This is a genomic window from Pseudomonas sp. P1_C12 (assembly GCF_056406435.1).
In genome coordinates this window covers 235,461-248,704 of the sequence record NZ_JBFUAE010000004.1, presented here as the reverse complement: position 1 = coordinate 248,704, position 13,244 = coordinate 235,461, and the positions used below count along the sequence as shown (strand labels likewise).

15 protein-coding genes are annotated in these 13,244 nt (G+C 59.9%); 6 read left to right on the top strand and 9 right to left on the bottom strand.

Going from position 1 to position 13,244, the window contains the following annotated elements:
• Window positions 1–1,035 (top strand): type IV pilus twitching motility protein PilT, encoded by a 1,035-nt coding sequence (locus tag AC1D19_RS08410; protein WP_477752499.1) that lies wholly within the window; start codon window positions 1–3, stop codon window positions 1,033–1,035.
• Window positions 1,036–1,104: 69 nt separating this feature from the next.
• Here the strand turns inward: AC1D19_RS08410 and AC1D19_RS08405 are convergent, their stop codons facing one another.
• Entirely contained in the window at window positions 1,105–1,725 is a 621-nt protein-coding gene (locus AC1D19_RS08405; RefSeq protein WP_477752498.1) for a C40 family peptidase, read from the bottom strand.
• Window positions 1,726–1,976: 251 nt separating this feature from the next.
• On the opposite strand from AC1D19_RS08405, the gene AC1D19_RS08400 reads away from it, so the two are divergent.
• Window positions 1,977–2,396 carry an NINE protein gene (locus tag AC1D19_RS08400; RefSeq protein ID WP_477752497.1) on the top strand — a complete coding sequence of 140 codons (420 nt, stop codon included), beginning with the start codon at window positions 1,977–1,979 and terminating at the stop codon, window positions 2,394–2,396.
• Window positions 2,397–2,492: 96 nt separating this feature from the next.
• On the opposite strand, the gene AC1D19_RS08395 is transcribed toward AC1D19_RS08400, so the two are convergent.
• The 8 genes from AC1D19_RS08395 to gshB form a co-directional block, all read right to left on the bottom strand.
• Entirely contained in the window at window positions 2,493–2,897 is a 405-nt protein-coding gene (locus AC1D19_RS08395) for a hypothetical protein (RefSeq protein WP_477762931.1), read from the bottom strand.
• A 652-nt stretch (window positions 2,898–3,549) separates the two neighbouring features.
• Window positions 3,550–4,821, bottom strand: a complete 1,272-nt coding sequence (locus AC1D19_RS08390; RefSeq protein WP_477762930.1) for a dihydroorotase — start codon at window positions 4,819–4,821, stop codon at window positions 3,550–3,552.
• Window positions 4,818–5,822 carry an aspartate carbamoyltransferase catalytic subunit gene (locus tag AC1D19_RS08385; protein WP_007939362.1) on the bottom strand — a complete coding sequence of 335 codons (1,005 nt, stop codon included), beginning with the start codon at window positions 5,820–5,822 and terminating at the stop codon, window positions 4,818–4,820. The genes AC1D19_RS08390 and AC1D19_RS08385 overlap by 4 nt, the downstream gene beginning before the upstream one ends.
• 27 nt (window positions 5,823–5,849) lie before the next feature.
• The gene (gene pyrR, locus AC1D19_RS08380) at window positions 5,850–6,353 is read right to left on the bottom strand and encodes a bifunctional pyr operon transcriptional regulator/uracil phosphoribosyltransferase PyrR (protein ID WP_448109664.1); all 504 of its coding nucleotides are present in this window, start codon (window positions 6,351–6,353) and stop codon (window positions 5,850–5,852) included.
• 82 nt (window positions 6,354–6,435) lie between these two features.
• Window positions 6,436–6,873 (bottom strand): Holliday junction resolvase RuvX, encoded by a 438-nt coding sequence (ruvX, locus tag AC1D19_RS08375; protein ID WP_057398155.1) that lies wholly within the window; start codon window positions 6,871–6,873, stop codon window positions 6,436–6,438.
• The gene (locus AC1D19_RS08370; RefSeq protein WP_477763144.1) at window positions 6,873–7,454 is read right to left on the bottom strand and encodes a YqgE/AlgH family protein; all 582 of its coding nucleotides are present in this window, start codon (window positions 7,452–7,454) and stop codon (window positions 6,873–6,875) included. Before AC1D19_RS08370 ends, ruvX begins: the two co-directional genes overlap by 1 nt.
• A gap of 21 nt (window positions 7,455–7,475) precedes the next feature.
• Window positions 7,476–8,375: a TonB family protein gene (locus AC1D19_RS08365; protein WP_477752493.1), complete on the bottom strand. Its 900-nt coding sequence runs from the start codon at window positions 8,373–8,375 to the stop codon at window positions 7,476–7,478.
• A 64-nt stretch (window positions 8,376–8,439) separates the two neighbouring features.
• The gene (gshB, locus tag AC1D19_RS08360) at window positions 8,440–9,393 is read right to left on the bottom strand and encodes a glutathione synthase (RefSeq protein WP_477762929.1); all 954 of its coding nucleotides are present in this window, start codon (window positions 9,391–9,393) and stop codon (window positions 8,440–8,442) included.
• A gap of 235 nt (window positions 9,394–9,628) precedes the next feature.
• On the opposite strand from gshB, the gene pilG reads away from it, so the two are divergent.
• From pilG to AC1D19_RS08340, 4 genes are all read left to right on the top strand, one after another.
• Window positions 9,629–10,033, top strand: a complete 405-nt coding sequence (gene pilG / locus AC1D19_RS08355; RefSeq protein ID WP_090451937.1) for a twitching motility response regulator PilG — start codon at window positions 9,629–9,631, stop codon at window positions 10,031–10,033.
• A gap of 57 nt (window positions 10,034–10,090) precedes the next feature.
• Window positions 10,091–10,456: a twitching motility response regulator PilH gene (gene pilH, locus AC1D19_RS08350; protein WP_007897961.1), complete on the top strand. Its 366-nt coding sequence runs from the start codon at window positions 10,091–10,093 to the stop codon at window positions 10,454–10,456.
• A gap of 10 nt (window positions 10,457–10,466) precedes the next feature.
• On the top strand, window positions 10,467–11,006 hold the full coding sequence (locus tag AC1D19_RS08345; protein ID WP_477752492.1) for a chemotaxis protein CheW: 540 nt from the start codon (window positions 10,467–10,469) through the stop codon (window positions 11,004–11,006).
• Window positions 11,007–11,160: 154 nt separating this feature from the next.
• On the top strand, window positions 11,161–13,221 hold the full coding sequence (locus AC1D19_RS08340) for a methyl-accepting chemotaxis protein (protein WP_477762928.1): 2,061 nt from the start codon (window positions 11,161–11,163) through the stop codon (window positions 13,219–13,221).
• Window positions 13,222–13,244: the final 23 nt, after the last annotated feature.

Here is a 13,244-nt window from a genome sequence, read left to right as displayed (position 1 = left end):
ATGGATATCACCGAACTGCTGGCATTCAGCGCGAAACAGGGCGCATCCGACCTGCACCTGTCTGCCGGCCTGCCGCCGATGATTCGGGTTGACGGTGATGTGCGGCGCATCAATCTGCCGGCCCTGGATCACCAACAGGTGCAGACGCTGATCCATGCCATCATGAATGACGCCCAGCGGGTGGATTTCGAGAAACATCTGGAAACCGATTTTTCCTTTGATGTGCCCGGTGTGGCGCGCTTTCGGGTCAATGCGTTCAATCAGAACCGTGGCGCGGGCGCTGTGTTTCGTACCATCCCGTCGAAAGTGCAGGGCATGGACGAACTGGGCATGGGGGACGTGTTTCGCAAAATGACCGACGCGCCCCGTGGCCTGGTGCTGGTGACTGGCCCGACCGGTTCCGGCAAGTCCACCACGCTGGCGGCGATGATCGATTACCTCAATTCCCATCGCCATCACCACATCCTCACCATCGAGGACCCTATCGAGTTTGTCCATGAGCCGCGCAAGTGCCTGATCAACCAGCGTGAAGTCCATCGCGATACTCGCAGCTTCGCCACCGCCTTGCGATCGGCACTGCGGGAAGACCCGGATGTGATTCTGGTGGGCGAGATGCGCGATCTGGAGACCATTCGCCTGGCGTTGACCGCCGCCGAAACCGGTCATCTGGTGTTCGGCACGCTGCACACCACGTCGGCGGCGAAAACCATCGATCGTGTGGTGGACGTGTTTCCGGGGGACGAGAAGTCGATGGTGCGATCGATGCTCTCCGAGTCGCTGCTGGCGGTGGTGTCCCAGACCCTGGTGAAGAAGATCGGCGGCGGGCGCATCGCGGCCCACGAAATCATGCTGGGGACGTCGGCGATCCGGAACCTGATCCGCGAAGACAAGGTGGCGCAGATGTACTCGGCGATTCAGTCGGGAGGGGCGCTGGGCATGCAGACGCTGGATATGAGCTTGAAGGACCTGGTGACCAAGGGCTTGATCAGTCGTGACCATGCGCGGGAGAAGGCGCGGTCACCGGATGGGTTTTGATGGCCCTGAAAGCAAAAGATCGTCCGAACGCGGCCCGAGCCTTCGGACGATCCTTTGATCTTGCTTTAATCAGCGCTGAACAACCCGCAACTGATTCGGCTCTTTCGGCAGAACCCGCTTGGCAACCACGTAGTGGTTTTCCCAGTACGGTTTATTCAAAGTGTCGATGGACACCGACTTGCCGCGACGTGGCGCGTGGATGAAGCGATCGTTGCCCAGGTAAATGGCGACGTGATTGACCCGACGGCTCTTGATGTTGAAGAAAATCAGGTCGCCCGGCTTCAGGTCGTTGCGATCGACTTTTTCCCCATGACCGCTGGCCATGGCATTGGAGGTGCGTGGCAGGTCGAACGTAGCGTCGTTGAACGCGTACTTCACCAGGCCGCTGCAATCGAAGCCTTTGCTTGGGCTGCTGCCACCCCAACGATAGGGAGTGCCAAGGACGTTCACGGCGCGGCTCAGCACGTCGCTGCTTTCCTTGGTGCCCATCGGTGGAACCAGGCCGCTTTTGCTGCTGGCCAGGCTTGGAGCATATTTAGCGGATTTTTTGTCTTTGCTCGAAGGAGCAGAGGCATGGGATTTTGGGGTGTAACCATTAACGTTAGGAAGACGTTGCTCACGATTGGTGGCGTGGGCGGCCAGTGGCATCAAAAGGCAAATGGTTAGCCATGTCTTGAAAAATGAACGCATTAGGCAAGGCTCTTAATAAGTTAGCGCGCAACTTTATAACAGCTTTTTTGCTGCCTCCGAGGCCGTTGGTCGATTCAATTCGGGGGGCAATGGTGGCAAAAAAGCGGCAAAATGGCGCAATTGTCGGACAGAAGTCCGGTGTTACAAGGCTTTGACGGGAGTGACGGTAGCATTTGCCATACGTCGGATGCCTGTAAAAAAGTCACAAAGAATTAAAGAATATTTATCTATCGTGTGAATCGAGGCCATTCATGAACCCCTATCAACAGGCTGTCCAGCAGCAAGACACCCACAGCAAAGTGATCGGTTACCTGCTGTGGATTTTCGGTTTTACCGGCGCTCACCGCTTCTATTACGGCAAGCCGGTGACTGGGACGATCTGGTTCTTCACCTTTGGCTTGCTGGGGATCGGTTGGCTGATCGACATCTTCCTGATCCCGTCCATGGACCGTGAAGCGGACCTGCGGTTCACCGCCGGGCCGATCGAATACAACGTGGCGTGGATTCTGCTGACGTTTCTCGGGGTGTTTGGCGTGCACCGGATGTATCAGGGGAAATGGATCAGTGGGTTGCTGTACTTGCTGACGGGCGGGTTGTTCTTTGTTGGCGTGCTGTATGACTTCTGGACGTTGAATGATCAGGTGTCGGTGCGTAATGCGCAGAGTCGTTGATTAAATGTGGCGAGGGGGCATGCCCTCTCGCCACAGGGTTTTACGTCTGGTGGCTGATCCTGCTATTCGTCTGCTTGAGTCATAGCCTGTGAATAACTATTGAAATGCTTTTAGCAGTTGAAGTTGAAGTGTTGCAAATGCAATTGTACTGATGCTGTATAAAGTTGAAATGATGAGGTGGTTTGGAGTAGCCCAGTAATTTATGCTGTCAGCGAGAATCGCAAGTGATGCAAATGCAGTTATCAACGCTGATGCTTTTATTAAGGTTCCGTTCGTGCGGTGTGTGCGGGCTTTTTTGTATAAGAGTATTTGCATTAGATGAAGTGTAAGTAATGTTAAGCCTGCAATCAGGATTGCACCTATTGGTATTCCAATTGAGTCTCGATCTATGTTGTAAATGCCTGTGCTCAAATTATTTTCTAAAATAAATATTGCTACACTGGAGGTGATCGCTAAAAGCACTGGGTAGATGTAGTTCAGGTGTTTGTAGAGAGGCTTCATGTTGGCTCTTCCTGAATGCAGAAGCTCATAAGTAAAGGCTTTTATACCGTTTTTCATTCTAGCCAATCATGGAGCATATCCATTTCGGCTGGGGAGATGACGGGGCCGTCGCACAGTGGCAGTGAGTAAGTTTGCCCGTCGTTGGTGATGATGGCTTCACCTGCGCCCTGCCAATCTGCAGTCCCATAGGTTCCCCAAGTGAACCCAGGATTAACTGTAAAGCCGCCTGAATTTCCCGTTGCTCCTTGTTTTTATAGTCTTTGTGTTCAGGGGGGGTGTAGTGATTTTTCCTTGTGCTGTATTTATACTAAATGATGGATTTTGAATCTGCACTCAATAACTTTGTAGGATGTTTCTGTATGTTGTGAAGTTCTTTTCGTGCAGATGGTGAGAAGTCAGAAGCATCTGTTCATTGGATAGTTTTATTTACCATCGCTTGTAGAAATATTCTTGATGCGGATGTGCTGTTTGGGGAAAGGCAGTGGAGGAAGGGCAGGAGGGCTACATGACTTCTGGACGTTGAATGAACAGGTTTCTGTGCGTAACGCGCAGAGACGATAAGCGAAGATCAAAAGATCGCAGCCTGCGGCAGCTCCTACACGGGAATATGCATTTCCCTGTAGGAGCTGCCGCAGGCTGCGATCTTTTGTTTTTAAGCCTGGTGGCTGATCCGCCCATCCACCAATGTGTAACGCACCACACCCGGCAGGCTGTGGCCAAAGAACGGGCAGTTTTCGCCCTTGGACAGCCAGCTTTCACCCGCCACGGTCGAGGCCGCCGGGTCGAACAGCACGATGTCCGCCGCACCACCCACCGCCAGTTTGCCTGCCGGCAGGCGCAAGGCCTCGGCAGGGCCGGCGCTCAGGCGTTTGAGCAACGTCGGCAGGTCCAGCAAGCCATCTTCGACCAGGGTCATTGCCAGTGGCAGCAGCAGTTCAACGCTGCTGATGCCTGGCTCGGTCGCGCCGAACGGTGCCAGTTTGGCGTCACGCTCATGGGGTTGGTGATGGCTGGAGATGGCCGAGATCACCCCCGATTTCACCGCTGCGCGCAGGCCTTCGCGGTCGGCGCGGGTGCGTAGCGGCGGTTGGACGTGATACAGGCTGCTGAAGTCGATCAGCGCTTCGTCGGTAAGGATCAGCTGGTACAGGGCGACATCCGCGGTCACCTTCAGGCCTCGGGCCTGGGCCTGGGCGATCAATTCAACACCGCGGGCGCTGGTGAGCTGGCTGAAGTGTGCGCGCACGCCGGTCTGTTCAACCAGCAGCAGATCGCGGGCCAGGGCGACGGTCTCGGCACTTTCCGGAATGCCCGGCAAGCCCAGGAAGCTGGCGGTCGGGCCTTCGTGAGCCAGGCCACCCTCGGCCAGGTCGTGATCCTGGGAGTTGAAAATCACCGTCAGGTCGAAGGTCGCTGCGTAGTCCAGCGCCCGGCACAGGGTGCGGGTGTTGCGGAAACTCTCCAGGCCATTGCCGAAGGCCACGCAACCGGCATCGCGCAGAGCGACGAGTTCGGCGAGCTGTTCACCGTCCAGGCCTTTACTCAGGGCGCCAATCGGGAAGACTTTGGTGTTGCCGGCCTCGCGGGCACGGTCGAGGATCAGTTCGGCCACCGCGGAAGTGTCCAGCACCGGTTTGGTCTTCGGCGGGCAGCACAGGCTGGTCACGCCGCCAGCCGCCGCTGCGCGGGTTTCGCTGACGATCGAGCCTTTGCGACTGTAACCCGGCTCGCGCAGGGCAACGTTGAGGTCTACCAGGCCGGGAGCGGCCACCAGGCCTTTGGCGTCGATTGTGTCGACGGCGACAAAACCGGCTGGCGCAGCGCCAAGGGCGACGACTTTGCAGGCTTCAATGTGGATATCGGTCACTTGATCCAGGCCACTGGCCGGATCGATCACGCGGGCGCCGAGAATGCTGAGCTTCACTGGGCGTTCTCCTGCTCGAATTGGCGCTGGGCAGTCTGCCCGCTCATGGCCATGGACAGCACGGCCATACGAATGGCGATCCCGTAGGTCACCTGGTTGAGGATCACCGAATGCGGGCCGTCGGCCACTGCCGACTCGATTTCCACGCCACGGTTGATCGGCCCCGGGTGCATCACGATGGCATCGGGCTTGGCACCGGCCAGGCGCGCGGTGGTCAGGCCGAACAGGCGATAGAACTCGCCTTCGCTCGGCAGCAGGCCGCCGGTCATGCGTTCACGCTGCAGGCGCAGCATGATCACCACGTCGACGTCTTTCAGGCCTTCGGTCATGTCGGTGTAGACCTTCACGCCATACTGCTCGATGCCGATCGGCAGCAGGGTTTTCGGCGCGATCACGCGGATGTCCGGGCAACCGAGGGTTTTCAGGGCCAGCATGTTCGAACGCGCGACCCGCGAATGCAGGATGTCGCCGACGATGGCCACCGAAAGGTTTTCGAACCCGCCCTTGTGCCGGCGGATGGTCAGCATGTCGAGCATGCCCTGGGTCGGGTGCGCGTGCCGGCCGTCGCCGCCGTTGATGATCGCCACTTGTGGGCAGACATGCTCGGCGATGAAGTGAGCGGCACCTGAATCACCGTGGCGCACGACGAACATGTCGGCGGCCATGGCTTCCAGGTTGCGCAGGGTGTCGAGCAGGGTTTCGCCCTTGCTCGCCGACGAGGTGGACACGTTGAGGGTGATCACGTCCGCCGAGAGCCGCTGGGCCGCCAGTTCGAAGGTGGTGCGGGTGCGGGTCGAGTTCTCGAAGAACACGTTGCACACGGTCTTGCCGCGCAGCAACGGGACCTTCTTGACGGCCCGGGCGCCGACTTCGAGGAAGGAATCGGCGGTGTCGAGGATTTCCGTCAGCAGCTCGCGGCGCAAACCGTCGAGCGAGAGGAAGTGGCGCAGCTGGCCCTGATCATTGAGCTGCAGCGGGCGCTTGGTTTCTAGAGGCGTCATCGCAAGGGGGACTCTCAATAGGGCGAATTAAAGGGCGAGGTCTTGCAGTTCGAGCGCGAGCTCGGGGCCGGACAGCTTCACCCGTTCGTGGGCCGCCAGCGACAGGGTGGCGCCCACCACGTTCGGGCGGATCGGCAATTCGCCGGCGTCCAGATCCAGCAGGCACACCAGCGTCACGCTGGCCGGGCGGCCGTAGTCGAACAGTTCGTTCATGGCGGCGCGGATGGTCCGGCCGCTCATCAGTACGTCGTCGATCAGTACCAGGTGCTGGCCTTCGATCTCGAACGGCAGCGCCGAAGGGCGAACCTGCGGGTGCAGGCCGTTCTGGCTGAAATCGTCGCGGTAGAAGGACACGTCCAGGGTGCCGAGGGGCTCATCGCTGCCCAATTCCTTGAGCAGGGCTTGGGCCACCCAGACGCCGCCGGTACGGATGCCGATGAAACGCGGGTCGCTGATGCCACGGTGCTCCAGGTGGGCCTTCAGGCGCGTGGCCATCTGGCTGATCAGTTCGGCGGGATTGGGCAGGCTCATGGTTGCTCCTTCTTGGGCCCGAGCCGGCTTGTGCGCAAGGTGGCTCGGGTTGTTGTAGCTAATAGAGGCGCGTAGCGGCTCTTCAGGATTCGAACAGTGCGCCATTCTCGTCGAGCCAGCCTTGCAGCAGCAGGGCGGCGGCGATGGCATCGACCGGGTTGTCGCGGTAACTGCCTTTCTGGCCGCCACGAGCCAGGCGTTCACCCTTGGCCTCGAAGGTGGTCAGGCGTTCATCGTGGGTATAGAAGGGCAGGTTGAAGCGGCCGTTCAGGCGCCGGGCGAACTTTTCCGCGCGGGCGCACATGTCACTGGGGGTGCCGTCCATGTTCAACGGCAGGCCGACCACCACGGCATCGGGTTTCCACTCTTTGATGAGGGCTTCGACCTGGTTCCAGTCAGGAATGCCGTTCTGCGCTTTCAGCGTGCACAGCTCGCGGGCCTGGCCGGTCACCACCTGGCCGACCGCAACACCAATCTGTTTGGTGCCGTAGTCGAATCCGAGAATCAGTCGCAGGGCCATCAGGCGTGCCCCGCCTGGCTGGTCAGCAGGCTGAGGTTGATGCCCAGGTGCTTGGCCGCCGCTTCCAGGCGCAGTTCGCTGCTGGTGTTGAACAGGATGTCGGCGTCAAACGGGCAGGTCAACCAGGCGTTCTGCGCGAGTTCGGCCTCCAGCTGCCCGGCTTCCCAGCCGGCATAGCCGAGGGCGATCAGGCTTTTTGCCGGGCCGACGCCGTCAGCGATGGCGAACAGTATGTCCTGGGTGGTCGACAGGGATAACTCGTCTTCCAGATCAACGGTTGCCTGGAAAGTCAGCCCCTTGGGGTGCAGGACGAAGCCGCGATCGGTCTGCACCGGGCCGCCGATAAAAATCGGCACATGCTGGCAGAGCGCAGGCGGTTCGATATCCGGGCGCAATTGCTCAAGGATATCGGCCAGGTTCAGCTCTTGCGGACGGTTGACCACCAGCCCCATGGCACCATTGGCCGTGTGCTCGACGATGTAGGTCAAGGTGTGCGCAAAGTTCGGGTTTGTGTTTGTTGGTCTGTCGGTGGGTGCTGGCCAGCGTCGGCGATCTTGAAGGCGCCTTCGCTGGCAAGCCAGCTCCTACAGGGGATATGCCGGTCAATTGCTGGAGAGCCTGTCCCCACGGGCAAACTTCCAGGTGCGGATGATCTCCAGCCGGTCAATATCCGACAAATCCCCGGTAAACGGCGCAAACGGTGCCGCCAGCCGGACGATCCGTTGCGCCGCCTGGTCCAGCAGCGGCTGGCCTGAGGACTCCAGCACCAGCACTTCATACAGCGAACCGTCGCGATTGATCGACACCATCAGGCGCAAGTTGCCGTAGATCTGTTTGCGCCGCGCTTCGTCAGGGTAATTGAGGTTACCGATGCGCTCGACTTTCTTGCGCCATTCGTCTTTGTACCAGGCGCCCTTGTCGCGCATGGTCGATGCTGCGCTCAAGCGGTGGATGCGCGGGCGCTTGGCGTACAGCTGTTGTTCGGCGGCCAGTTCCGCTTCGAGGCTGGCGATGTCGCTGGACAGTTGCTCACTGTCGAACGTCGGTGCCTGGACCTGGGATTTGACCTCGGTCTTGGGCTCCTCGGTCTTGGCGGGGGCTTTTTTCGGTTTCGGTGCCACGGTGGTCACGGCAGCCTTGGGCGAAGCTTCCTGCGTTTCAGGCTTGGCGGCCGGCGGTGGCGTGACCTTTTGCACCTTGTTGTCCTGGAACGGCGCGACCTCGGTGGTCTTGGGAATCGCCTTTTTATCCAGGGTGCCGCTGCCTTGCTGATTCTGCTGGGCGAGGAAGTCGGCCTTTTCAGGCTTCTTTTCGCTTTTGAAGGTGGCGAGGGTGATTTCCAGGGTTTTGCTGATCTGCTTGGGCTCGACCACTGCAAACCCGACACCCAACAGCAAGGCCAGGTGGATCAGCGCCGCCAGAAACAGGGTAAAACCGAGGCGATCGGCCGGGCGCACGCCACGGTGGGCGAGTTCGGCAGGCAGATCGGACGGGAGGGTCATGACAAGGAAACCAACATCGCGTTTTCACAGGCCGCGCATGATAACGCAATGTTGGTTTGGCTAATCAACGTGCCTTGAGCTTCTGATCGATGGCATCCATCAACAGGCCGCCGATGTCGGTGCCAAACGCATTATCAATCTCGCGAATGCAGGTCGGGCTGGTGACGTTGATCTCGGTCAGGTGCTCGCCGATCACATCCAGGCCAACGAACAACAGGCCTTTTTCACGCAGGGTCGGGCCGACTTGCGCGGCGATCCAGCGGTCTTTGTCGGTCAGCGGGCGGGCTTCGCCACGGCCGCCGGCGGCGAGGTTGCCACGGGTTTCGCCCTTGGCCGGAATCCGCGCCAGGCAATAATCCACAGGCTCGCCGTCAATCATCAGGATGCGCTTGTCGCCATCGACGATGGCCGGCAAGTAGCCCTGGATCATGATTTGCTGCTGGCCATGCAAGGTCAGGGTTTCGAGAATCACCGAGAGGTTCGGGTGGCCGGCGGTGTGGCGGAAAATCGAGGAACCGCCCATGCCGTCCAGCGGCTTGAGAATCACATCGCCATGGTGGTCGGCGAATTCGCGCAGGACGTCCGGGCGACGGCTGACGATGGTCGGCGGCGTGCACTGCGGGAACAGCGTGGCGAACAGCTTTTCGTTGCAGTCGCGCAGGCTTTGCGGCTTGTTGACCACCAGCACGCCAGCGCGCTCGGCCTGTTCCAGCAAATAAGTGGAATAGACGAACTCCATGTCGAACGGCGGATCCTTGCGCATCAGGATCACGTCCAGATCGCTCAGCAGCGCGTCGCTTTCGGCGCCCAGTTCGAACCACTTTTCCGGGTTGGCGAACACCTGCAGCGGACGCATCCGCGCCCGCGCCTGGCCATCGCCCTGATACAGGTCGCGCTGCTCCATGTAGAACAGCTCCCAGCCACGCTTTTGCGCGGCCAGCAGCATGGCCAGCGAGCTATCCTTTTTATAGGAAATGCTGGCGATAGGGTCCATGACAATCCCGACGCGAACGCTCATTGGGTTTTCCTCGAAAATTGGCTACCGGATCGGTATGAAAAAAGTGGCGTCAGAGTGGCGCTGAGTGTGTTCCCGGTCAAGGAAAAACCACCTTGCGGGTCGGCCGATAGATTGGTTTTGGAGACTGTGCTAAAAAGGCTGCCATGTCGTGCCGGCCCTTGAGCATCAAGGGTTTCGAGCCGCGTTAACCGGCAAACGGACAATTTGTTTCGCAAAGGCGACGGTAGAGCATTTTATGGAACAGCACCCCAGCGCCTTGAAGGTCATGGTGATCGACGATTCGAAGACGATCCGTCGCACCGCCGAAACGCTGCTCAAGAACGTGGGTTGTGAGGTCATCACGGCCATCGACGGTTTTGATGCCCTGGCCAAGATTGTCGACAACCATCCCGGCATCATCTTTGTCGACATCATGATGCCGCGCCTGGATGGCTATCAGACCTGCGCCCTGATCAAGAACAACAGCGCGTTCAAGTCCACGCCGGTGATCATGCTGTCGTCCAAGGACGGGCTGTTCGACAAGGCCAAGGGGCGTATCGTCGGCTCCGACCAGTTTTTGACCAAGCCTTTCAGCAAGGAAGAATTGCTTGATGCGATCCAGGCCCATGTTCCTGGCTTCGCCGCCGTTTTGCCGCAGTAGGACACGCACAGTGACGCTCGGCCATCGGGCCCGGCGTCGACAAGAATGGGGAAGACCATGGCACGTATTCTGATCGTCGATGATTCGCCGACCGAAATGTACAAACTGACCGGCATGCTGGAAAAGCACGGTCATGAAGTGTTGAAAGCCGAAAACGGCGCCGACGGTGTGGCCCTGGCCCGCCAGGAAAAACCCGACGCGGTGCTGATGGACATTGTCATGCCCGGCCTCAACGGCTTCCAGGCGACCCGTCAGCTCACCAAGGATCCGGAAACCGGACACATCCCGGTGATCATCATCACCACCAAGGACCAGGAAACCGACAAGGTCTGGGGCACGCGCCAGGGCGCCAAGGATTACCTGACCAAGCCGGTCGATGAAGACACCCTGATCAAGACCCTGAATAACGTGCTGGCCGGTTGATCGTCAGGTCATGAACGAGTCGCTGACGGCTTTTGAACTGCTGCTGCAAATCGACCGGCGATGTCGTTTGCTGGCGGCGGACTTGCCGTCCCAGCCACCCCGGCGGGACAGCTGGAGCGGCATCGGTTTTCGCCTGGGCGAGCACTGGTATGTCGCGCCCATGAGCGAAGTCAGCGAAGTCCTGCACGAACCGCGCTTCACTCAGCTACCGGGGGTCAAACCCTGGGTCAAGGGTGTCGCCAACCTGCGCGGGCGTTTGCTGCCGGTCATGGACTTGTGCGGTTTCTTCGGGCACGAGCTTTCGGCGGTGCGCCGGCAGCGGCGGGTGTTGGTGGTGGAACATGAAGAGGTGTTTGCCGGGTTGTTGGTCGATGAAGTCTTCGGCCTCCAGCACTTTGCCCAGGACAGCCTGGAGCCGGTGCCGGCAGACCAGCTGCACGGGCCAGTGGCGGCGTTCGTCAAAGGCCGGTTTCAGCGCGAGCAGTGTTGGCAGGTGTTCAGCCCGTTTGCGTTGGCGCAGTCCCAGGGGTTCATGAACGTCGCGGTGTAAACACGGACCTTTGTAGGAGCGAGCTTGCTCGCGATGGTGGATCAGTCGACACCCATGTAGCTGACGCTCCATCGTCGGAGCGCCGCCCGGAGCAAGCTCGCTCCTACAGGGATTTCGGCAAGCTGCCCAAAAGTGGGTAAACAGGCGAGGACCGATGATAAAAGCAAAAGCAGGCAAGCCAATGGAAGGGTCGCGCAGCCGGTCGCAGATTATCGTGCTGTTCATCGCGCTGATCGTCTTCATCATGCTTCTGTTCGCCAACTTCGCGTACCTCAACACCCAGGCTACCTACGACAAACAGTACATCGGCCACGCGGGCGAACTGCGCGTGCTGTCCCAGCGTATCGCCAAGAACGCCACCGAAGCCGCCGCCGGCAAGGCTGCCGCGTTCAAGTTGCTCAGCGATGCGCGCAACGATTTTGCCCAGCGCTGGGGTTACCTGAAGAAAGGCGACCCGGCCACCGGCCTGCCGCCGGCCCCTGCTACCGTGCGTCCGGAGATGCGCGCGGTGCAACAGGACTGGGAGCGCCTGCTGAAAAACACCGATGCGATTCTTTCCAGCGAGCAAACCGTACTGTCGCTGCATCAGGTCGCCGCGACCCTGGCCGAAACCGTGCCGCAGTTGCAGGTCGAGTACGAAAAAGTCGTCGAGATCCTCCTGCAACGGGGCGCCCCGGCGGCCCAGGTGGCCATGGCCCAGCGCCAGTCGCTGCTGGCCGAGCGGATCCTCGGCGCGGTCAACACGGTATTGGCCGGCGACGAAAATTCACAGCAGGCCGCCGATGCATTCGGGCGTGACGCAACGCAGTTTGGCAAGGTGCTCAACGGCATGCTCCAGGGCGACCCGGCGCTCAAGGTCAGCCAGGTCGAGGATCGTGACGCCCGTGCGCGTCTCGCGGAAATCTCCGAGCTGTTCGAATTCGTATCGGGTTCGGTGGACGAGATCCTCGAAACCTCACCGGAGCTGTTCAAGGTCCGCGAATCGGCCTCGAACATTTTCAGCCTGTCGCAAACCCTGCTCGACGAAGCCTCACACCTGGCCAGCGGGTTCGAAAACATGGTCGGCGGGCGCACCACCGACACCATAGGCGGTTATGTGCTGGGCTTGCTGGCGCTGGCTTCGATCATCCTGATCGGCATGGTGATGGTGCGCGAAACCAATCGTCAGTTGCACGAAACCGCCGAGAAAAACGAGCGTAACCAGAACGCGATCATGCGCTTGCTCGACGAGATCGAAGACCTGGCCGACGGCGACCTCACGGTGACGGCCTCGGTGACCGAAGACTTTACCGGCACCATCGCCGATTCGATCAATTACTCCGTCGACCAGCTGCGCGATCTGGTCGCGACCATCAACCTCACCGCCGGCCAGGTCGCCGCCGCCGTGCAGGAAACCCAGGCCACCGCCATGCATCTGGCCCAGGCGTCGGAACATCAGGCCCAGCAGATTTCCGAGGCATCCATGGCCATCAACGACATGGCCGAGTCCATCGACCAGGTGTCGGCCAACGCAGCGGAATCTTCGGCGGTTGCCGAACGCTCGGTGGAAATCGCCAACAAGGGCAACGAGGTGGTGCACAACACCATCCACGGCATGGACAACATTCGCGAGCAGATTCAGGACACCGCCAAGCGCATCAAGCGCCTGGGCGAGTCGTCCCAGGAAATCGGCGACATTGTCAGCCTGATCGATGACATTGCCGACCAGACCAACATCCTTGCCCTCAACGCGGCCATCCAGGCGTCCATGGCCGGTGACGCCGGTCGCGGTTTCGCCGTGGTCGCCGATGAAGTGCAGCGCCTGGCCGAGCGCTCATCCGCTGCCACTCGGCAGATCGAAACCCTGGTGCGGGCGATCCAGACCGACACCAACGAAGCGGTCATCTCCATGGAACAGACGACGACCGAAGTGGTGCGCGGCGCCCGTCTGGCGCAGGATGCAGGTGTGGCCCTGGAAGAAATCGAAGGCGTGTCCAAGACACTTGCGGCGTTGATCCAGAGCATTTCCAATGCGGCGCAACAGCAGACGTCGTCGGCCGGTCAGATTTCCCTGACGATGAACGTGATCCAGCAGATCACCTCGCAAACCTCATCGGGTTCCACCGCCACTGCCGACAGCATCGGCAACCTGGCGAAAATGGCCAGTCAATTGCGTCGTTCGGTGTCCGGTTTCACCTTGCCGGCGGCCAAGGCGCAGGCTGTGGACAAAGCGTGAATCGCCCGCAGGTAGAACTATGG

Coding starts and splice junctions, on each gene's coding strand:
- AC1D19_RS08405 (WP_477752498.1), bottom strand. CDS start 1,725: ATGCGTTCATTTTTCAAGACATGGCTAACCATTTGCCTTTTGATGCCA.
- AC1D19_RS08365 (WP_477752493.1), bottom strand. CDS start 8,375: ATGACCCTCCCGTCCGATCTGCCTGCCGAACTCGCCCACCGTGGCGTG.
- AC1D19_RS08395 (WP_477762931.1), bottom strand. CDS start 2,897: ATGAAGCCTCTCTACAAACACCTGAACTACATCTACCCAGTGCTTTTA.
- pilG (WP_090451937.1), top strand. CDS start 9,629: ATGGAACAGCACCCCAGCGCCTTGAAGGTCATGGTGATCGACGATTCG.
- AC1D19_RS08400 (WP_477752497.1), top strand. CDS start 1,977: ATGAACCCCTATCAACAGGCTGTCCAGCAGCAAGACACCCACAGCAAA.
- pilH (WP_007897961.1), top strand. CDS start 10,091: ATGGCACGTATTCTGATCGTCGATGATTCGCCGACCGAAATGTACAAA.
- AC1D19_RS08385 (WP_007939362.1), bottom strand. CDS start 5,822: ATGACGCCTCTAGAAACCAAGCGCCCGCTGCAGCTCAATGATCAGGGC.
- pyrR (WP_448109664.1), bottom strand. CDS start 6,353: ATGAGCCTGCCCAATCCCGCCGAACTGATCAGCCAGATGGCCACGCGC.
- AC1D19_RS08410 (WP_477752499.1), top strand. CDS start 1: ATGGATATCACCGAACTGCTGGCATTCAGCGCGAAACAGGGCGCATCC.
- AC1D19_RS08340 (WP_477762928.1), top strand. CDS start 11,161: ATGATAAAAGCAAAAGCAGGCAAGCCAATGGAAGGGTCGCGCAGCCGG.
- gshB (WP_477762929.1), bottom strand. CDS start 9,393: ATGAGCGTTCGCGTCGGGATTGTCATGGACCCTATCGCCAGCATTTCC.
- ruvX (WP_057398155.1), bottom strand. CDS start 6,873: ATGGCCCTGCGACTGATTCTCGGATTCGACTACGGCACCAAACAGATT.
- AC1D19_RS08345 (WP_477752492.1), top strand. CDS start 10,467: ATGAACGAGTCGCTGACGGCTTTTGAACTGCTGCTGCAAATCGACCGG.